Origin of the sequence: Staphylococcus caeli (assembly GCF_900097965.1) — a bacterium.
GTDB classification, from domain to species: Bacteria; Bacillota; Bacilli; order Staphylococcales; family Staphylococcaceae; genus Staphylococcus; species Staphylococcus caeli.
The window spans coordinates 82,824-90,123 of record NZ_FMPG01000009.1; the positions used below are offsets into that span (position 1 = coordinate 82,824).

Here is a 7,300-nt window from a genome sequence, read left to right on the forward strand (position 1 = left end):
TAATTTATAAGTTCTTCTTTTTAATTTTTTGTCGACCTATCCAAACAGTGCTAATGAACATACTAACGATTGAAAGACAGATCATTGTATACCAATATTTAGGTCGATACTTAATAGTGATTTCATAATCATCTTTATCGACAGGAACACCAGTCATCATGTAGTTAACTTTGAAAGGCTTAACTTTTTTATTGCCGACATAAGCATGCATGCCTTCGCGATATGGGATGTTAATCGACGCAATGCCTGATTGATGTTTAGTTAGTTTAACTTTCACCCCATTTTTGATGTCTTTATAATGGCCTTTGTTTGTATGAGAGTCATGTGCGGATTTTAATTTTTTATAATCTTCACCATGTAAACGTTGTATTTCTAGATAGTAAGGGCCGGTTGGACTTAAAGACACATTAATATCCCCATTTGCATCAGGTTGTGTTCTATAAAGTTGCGTATCTACACCAGTTCGATACGTTGAATTATTAAACAATCTATCATTTTTGTATTTATTGATATTTATTGAATAATTACTGTCAGGTTGACCACGTTTCACCTTAATTGTTAGATAAAAATCTTTATAACGTTGTCTTAATGATTGTGGAATATGAATTTGTACATGACTATTTGCTTTTGAAATATAGACTTGATTATCGGAATGGCGCTTGATGCCATGATAACGTACATTCACTTTATCTAATAGATTCTGTGCTTTATCTTGGTAGGGTTGCCCCTGATTATTTAAAATGACACCATCCAACATGGCATGTTCTCGATCAATGGGTTCAGATAGTTGTTGCGCATTATACGTATTATTAGATACACGAACTGATGGTAAATTTAATTTGTTTTCAAAGATATGATACTGACCTTCAGACTTTGTTTCTTTAAAATATGTAGGCAAGTTTTGTTGGTAGTCTTTGCGCATCAGATATTTGATTGAAAATAGGCTGTTAATATTCTGACGTTCATTCGTCGATTGGTAACGACTGACAGATTCCGATTGCATGTTGATTTTCAATTGATCGTAATAGAAATCCAAGATGGAATGATCGAAAATACTAGAGTAAATACTCAACCCTTTGAAATGTTGATACATAGGCGTATTATCTTGTTCGTTAACACGCCAATCAATACGTTCATCTTCAGATTTATCATGAGTCATTTCTGATACCAATTGACGTTGTAATGGTGTATTGAAAAGGCTAGCATTCACGTAATATTTACTAGCACGTTCTACATGATCTTCAAAGTAAATTTGATTGCGAATGAAGACTGCACTTACAAGGAAGCCTAGTATTGCAACAGATAGTAGGAATCCATGAGTTAGTGTTACACGCGTACGTGCATCTGAGATTAGTAAAATTAAAAAGCCGATAAGACTTACGATTGGTGTGAACCATACCCAAGCTACGACATCATCATAATACCACGCACATGCTATGATAAAACCTAATGCGATAATTGAAGGGAATATATACTGTTTGAATGACAATGTTCGAAAAAATTTTACGTATAAAGCAATTAATATTGCAGCACTAAATGCAATGAGATAATGCCAACGTTTTTGAGGTGCTGAAAACCCATTGAAAACTTGGTCAATGAATGGGAAAAAGCTAGCTATGATTAACACTATAGTTCCAATAGCAAATAATCTGAAATAATAATGTTTATATAATTTAAAGGATAATAGCGCTTGTATTGTAATGAACAGAATAACGATTAAATAATTATCGTAAAATATATTTGTGTTTTGATTAAAAGGCTCAAGCAAATCAACATGTCCATCAAAAGGTACACGTCTATTATTAAAGTAACCTTGGATAGCAGGAAAAAAGAAAAACAAACTACAACCCAATGCTAAAATAGATGCAACCGATAATGTGATAATTGCTTTAAACCTTGGAATAATATCTTGTTGATGTTTGAAGCATAATCTTATAGCGAAATAGAATGTGCCTGTAAGTAATTGATAATATGCAAAATAAAAATTGTTAATTAATGATATAACGGCAATTACAATGAAAAGCCCAATTTTACCTTGTTTTAAGTAACGTTCTATTGCCAATAACAATAGTGGTAGCCAAATAAAAATATCACTGAAAAAAGGCCAATATACTGTAAATCTAAAATATAATGGCGAAATAACAAATAAAAAAGCAGCTAACATTGAAATATAGCGATTAATTGATATGTAGCGAACGAATGCAAATGTAGCACACATTGCAATTGCAGATTTAATTACAGAAATGATGAGAGCATTATTCATCCAAAACATAATATCTGAAGTAGCTAATGGTATGAACATCTTCAAAATGATAATGACAAGTACATTGATGATAAAAATGAGATTTGTCGAAAAGTAATAGGCAAGATCGGTAAAGAAATCTCCTCCTAATCCAAAATCAGTGGCGTAAAAAAATTGTCCGTTACGCCAGTTATCAAATAAATACATTTGAATAGGGACCATTTGTTCCATACCATCATTTGGCCCTGTAAAAAGTACACCATCAAATACATATCTATAAATAACGTAACTATGACCTATGATAGCTAATAATATAAATAAGCAGACATATAAAAATTTGCGTTTCATAAGACAATCTCCTAAATATGTAATCTATTTACTTCATTGTAACTACTTTTTGAACTTTTAGATAAAAATAACTATTATTTTCTACTAAAAAAATAATTTTGAAAGTAGCTGTTAATTTTCCCAAAGAAAAAATATGAAATCAAGTACAATTGTGTATAAAATTCTCAATAAAAGAATGGCTATTTTCAATTGTTAGTTGAATTCCAAAAAATAAGTATGGAGAATTTTAAAAATCGTTAAAATGATTAACTTTAGTATTTTAATGTTAGACATATAGAAGCATCAAATGATGCAATATAAATTTTCTGAAGTTAAAAAATAAGGTAGAATATGTATGGGACTGTATATAGGACATAATTATGTTTATAACAAAACGTTGGCATGTTATGATTTTAAAGTTGATAATGCATAAGGAGTGGGACAGAAATTAAATGTTTTAATAGAAATTTTGGGGTCCTATCTCTCAGTATGGATAATTTGGTTTGAAATGTTTGCCGAGCTAAAGATCAGGCATAAAGCTCACTAACTTAATGAATTAAGCTGTGAGACCCTACAATTTCAATTCAGTCATCTATTACTTAAAAGAAAAATCTGAGACTTCAAATTTGTCTCAGTTACGTTTGTAATCTTATAAATTAATGAATGATAAAACAAAAATGAAAAGGTGATATAAATGGTTATTCAATGGTATCCCGGGCATATGGCCAAGGCGAAAAGAGAAGTCTCTGAGCAATTAAAAAAGGTTGATGTTGTATTTGAATTAGTTGACGCAAGAATTCCTTATAGTTCAAGAAATCCAATGATTGATGAAGTAATTCAACAGAAACCCCGTGTCGTTATATTAAATAAAAAAGATATGGCAAATTTAAAAGAACTAGAAAAATGGGAATCATTTTTTAAAGAAAAAGGGTTTTATCCGGTGGCAATCGATGCCAAACACGGTAAAGGCTTAAAGCAAGTCGAACAAACAGCAATACGAGCAACAAAAGAAAAATTTGAAAAAGAAAAATTAAAAGGTTTGAAACCACGTGCAATTAGAGCAATGATTGTGGGGATTCCTAATGTAGGAAAATCAACGTTAATTAATAAATTAGCAAATAAATCTATAGCAAAAACTGGAAATACACCTGGTGTAACGAAGCAACAACAATGGATTAAAGTAGGCAATGCGTTACAACTTTTAGATACACCTGGTATTTTATGGCCAAAGTTCGAAGATCAACTTGTCGGTAAAAAACTAAGTGTAACGGGTGCAATCAAAGATAGTATTGTGCATTTAGATGAAGTAGCCATTTATGCATTAGATTTCTTGAAAGCGCATGACTATGAAGGACTAAAACAACATTATAAAATTGATGTTTCAAAAGATGCGGAAAATATTGAATGGTTTGATGCCATTGGACGCAAACGTGGATTACTACGTCGAGGCAATGAAATTGATTATGAAGCGGTCATTGAGTTAATCATTCATGAAGTAAGAAATGCAAAAATAGGCACGTACACGTTTGACTTAATTAATGAAATGGACGTGTGATTAACATGAAAGAAACTATTCAATCAATCAAATTAGCGCTTCAAGATATTACTTCAATCAAGGATTTAGAAGAAAGTGCATATCTACAAGACACACGTAAAGGCGTGCAAAATGCCATCGTCCAGCGTCGCAAACAGTTAGAAAAGGAACAACAGTTGTTAGATAATTATTTAACAATGACCGAATTTGAAGCTGCCATTTTAGCAGAAGATGAACATGCACTAATTTGTGGCATTGACGAAGTAGGTCGTGGTCCGCTAGCTGGTCCAGTTGTGGCAAGCGCAGTGATTTTAAATGAAAACCATCAATACAAAGGTTTAAATGATTCAAAAAAGTTATCTTCAAAACAAAGAAATTTACTTGAATCACAACTGTTAAAAAAAGCACATGCGTATGGTTATGGTCAAGCAACGGTGGAGGAAATTGATCATTACAATATATATGAAGCGACAAAAATAGCAATGCTCAGAGCAATTGAAGCTTTACCTGTGAAACCGACGCATCTTCTTGTTGATGCAATGACATTAGATATTGATATACCGCAAACGTCTCTCATTAAAGGAGATGCCAGAAGTGTTTCTATTGCTGCAGCAAGTGTCCTAGCTAAGGAATATAGGGATAAATATATGCGTGAACTTGGGGAAAGATATCCAGGTTACGGCTTTGATAAAAATGCAGGTTACGGCACACAACAACATTTAGAAGGGATTAAAAATTATGGCATATTAAATGAACATAGAAAAACATTTGAGCCAATTAAATCTCTCTTAAATTAATAGTTAAAATAAAATAATTGAATTAAGTAGGCTAAATCAGTTTACAATAGCGCTTTCATTTCTTATAATTAGTTATGAACTTAACCTAAGAAACAGGAGGATGGAGAATGAATATCCACGAGTATCAAGGTAAAGCAATATTTCGTTCTATGGGCGTTGCTGTCCCAGAAGGACGCGTAGCATATACTGCTGAAGAAGCAGTTGAAAAGGCAAAAGAATTAGATTCAAAAGTTTATGTAGTAAAAGCACAAATTCACGCAGGTGGCCGAGGTAAAGCAGGCGGTGTTAAAATCGCAAAATCGCTTTCTGAAGTTGAAACTTATGCTAATGAATTATTAGGTAAGACGCTTGTTACACATCAAACTGGTCCGGAAGGTAAAGAAGTTAAACGCCTTTACATAGAAGAGGGCTGCGATATTCAAAAAGAATATTATGTTGGTTTTGTAATTGATCGCGCAACAGACAGAGTTACTTTGATGGCTTCTGAAGAAGGCGGTACTGAAATTGAAGAAGTTGCTGCTAAAACACCTGAAAAAATATTCAAAGAAACAATTGATCCGGTTGTAGGATTGGCACCATACCAAGCTAGAAGAATTGCTTTTAACATTAATATTCCTAAAGAATCTATTAATAAAGCGGCTAAATTTTTAGTTTCACTTTATAATGTATTCATCGAAAAAGATTGCTCAATCGTTGAAATTAACCCACTTGTTACTACAGGTGAAGGTGAAGTTTTAGCTCTAGATGCAAAAGTTAACTTCGATGACAATGCATTATTTAAACATAAAGATATCCAAGAATTACGTGATTTAGAAGAAGAAGATCCAAAAGAAATCGAAGCATCAAAATATGACTTATCTTATATCGCATTAGATGGAGATATCGGTTGTATGGTTAACGGTGCTGGTTTAGCGATGGCAACAATGGATACAATCAATCACTTTGGCGGAAATCCGGCTAACTTCCTTGACGTAGGGGGCGGCGCAACGAAAGAAAAAGTTACTGAAGCATTCAAAATCATCTTAGGTGATGAACATGTTAAAGGTATTTTCGTAAATATCTTTGGTGGCATCATGAAGTGTGACATTATTGCTGAAGGTATTGTCGCTGCAGTTAAAGAAGTTGAACTTACTTTACCATTAGTTGTACGTTTAGAAGGTACGAATGTTGAAAGAGGTAAAGAGATTCTTGAACAATCAGGATTAGCAATTGAACCAGCAGCTACTATGGCTGAAGGCGCACAAAAAATCGTAAAACTTGTTAAAGAAGCATAAGGAAAGGATGGGAGCACGAAGATGAGCGTATTTATTGATAAGAATACAAAAGTAATTGTACAAGGTATCACAGGGTCAACTGCCCTTTTCCATACAAAACAAATGCTTGAATATGGTACACAAATTGTTGCTGGTGTAACTCCAGGTAAAGGCGGACAAGTTGTAGAAGGCGTACCAGTTTTCAATACAGTTGAAGAAGCACAAAAAGAAACAGGTGCTACAGTTTCAGTAATCTATGTACCAGCACCATTTGCAGCTGACGCAATTTTAGAATGTATCGAAGCTGAATTAGAATTGGCAATCTGTATCACTGAGCATATTCCAGTTATTGATATGATTAAAGTAAAACGTTTCTCAGAAGGTAAGAAAACACGTGTCGTAGGGCCAAACTGTCCAGGTGTTATTACTGCTGATGAATGTAAAATTGGTATCATGCCAGGCTATATTCACAAAAAAGGTCACGTAGGTGTTGTATCACGTTCTGGTACATTAACTTATGAAGCCGTACACCAATTAACTGAAGAAGGTATCGGTCAAACGACTGCTGTCGGTATTGGCGGAGACCCAGTCAATGGAACAAACTTTATCGATGTATTAAAAGCATTCAATGAAGATGAAGAAACAAAAGCTGTTGTTATGATTGGTGAAATCGGTGGTACTGCTGAAGAAGAAGCAGCTGAATGGATTAAAGCCAACATGACTAAACCAGTTGTAGGCTTCGTAGGCGGTCAAACTGCACCTCCAGGTAAACGTATGGGCCATGCTGGTGCAATTATCTCAGGTGGTAAAGGTACTGCTGCAGAAAAAATCAAAACACTCAACAGTTGTGGCGTAAAAACTGCAGACACACCATCAGAAATTGGTACAACATTAATTGATGCTGCTAAAGAAGCTGGCATTTATGAACAATTATTAACTGTAAAATAAGTATTATTGTTTATAATCAGCACAAATTCCGAGAATATGTCGGAGTTTGTGCTTTTTTGGGTTGTATCTGTTTAAATGAGCTTTTTATTAGGCTCTTTGTCAATAACGGTTGGTCTATAAAAAATGAATATATTTGATGCATCAAGCAACTTTTGAATGTTGCTTGATGTGTTTTTTATGTTCAGAGACAAATAATCTA

5 protein-coding genes are annotated in these 7,300 nt (G+C 33.6%); 4 read left to right on the plus strand and 1 reads right to left on the minus strand.

The window, feature by feature from the left end:
* Positions 1-4: 4 nt before the first annotated feature.
* Positions 5-2,590, minus strand: a complete 2,586-nt coding sequence (locus tag BJS11_RS09575) for a YfhO family protein (protein ID WP_069995604.1) — start codon at positions 2,588-2,590, stop codon at positions 5-7.
* A 673-nt stretch (positions 2,591-3,263) separates the two neighbouring features.
* Between BJS11_RS09575 and ylqF the strand changes: the two genes are divergently transcribed.
* From ylqF to sucD, 4 genes are all read left to right on the plus strand, one after another.
* Positions 3,264-4,124: a ribosome biogenesis GTPase YlqF gene (ylqF, locus tag BJS11_RS09580; RefSeq protein ID WP_069995603.1), complete on the plus strand. Its 861-nt coding sequence runs from the start codon at positions 3,264-3,266 to the stop codon at positions 4,122-4,124.
* Positions 4,125-4,129: 5 nt separating this feature from the next.
* Complete coding sequence (rnhB, locus tag BJS11_RS09585; protein WP_069995602.1) at positions 4,130-4,900, plus strand: ribonuclease HII; 771 nt, start codon at positions 4,130-4,132, stop codon at positions 4,898-4,900.
* A gap of 107 nt (positions 4,901-5,007) precedes the next feature.
* On the plus strand, positions 5,008-6,174 hold the full coding sequence (gene sucC / locus BJS11_RS09590; RefSeq protein WP_069995601.1) for an ADP-forming succinate--CoA ligase subunit beta: 1,167 nt from the start codon (positions 5,008-5,010) through the stop codon (positions 6,172-6,174).
* Positions 6,175-6,195: 21 nt separating this feature from the next.
* Complete coding sequence (gene sucD / locus BJS11_RS09595) at positions 6,196-7,101, plus strand: succinate--CoA ligase subunit alpha (RefSeq protein ID WP_069995600.1); 906 nt, start codon at positions 6,196-6,198, stop codon at positions 7,099-7,101.
* Positions 7,102-7,300: the final 199 nt, after the last annotated feature.

Bases quoted from the DNA above. Each gene is read 5' to 3' on its own strand.
- BJS11_RS09575 (WP_069995604.1), bottom strand. From the start codon at position 2,590: ATGAAACGCAAATTTTTATATGTCTGCTTATTTATATTATTAGCTATC.
- ylqF (WP_069995603.1), top strand. From the start codon at position 3,264: ATGGTTATTCAATGGTATCCCGGGCATATGGCCAAGGCGAAAAGAGAA.
- rnhB (WP_069995602.1), top strand. From the start codon at position 4,130: ATGAAAGAAACTATTCAATCAATCAAATTAGCGCTTCAAGATATTACT.
- sucC (WP_069995601.1), top strand. From the start codon at position 5,008: ATGAATATCCACGAGTATCAAGGTAAAGCAATATTTCGTTCTATGGGC.
- sucD (WP_069995600.1), top strand. From the start codon at position 6,196: ATGAGCGTATTTATTGATAAGAATACAAAAGTAATTGTACAAGGTATC.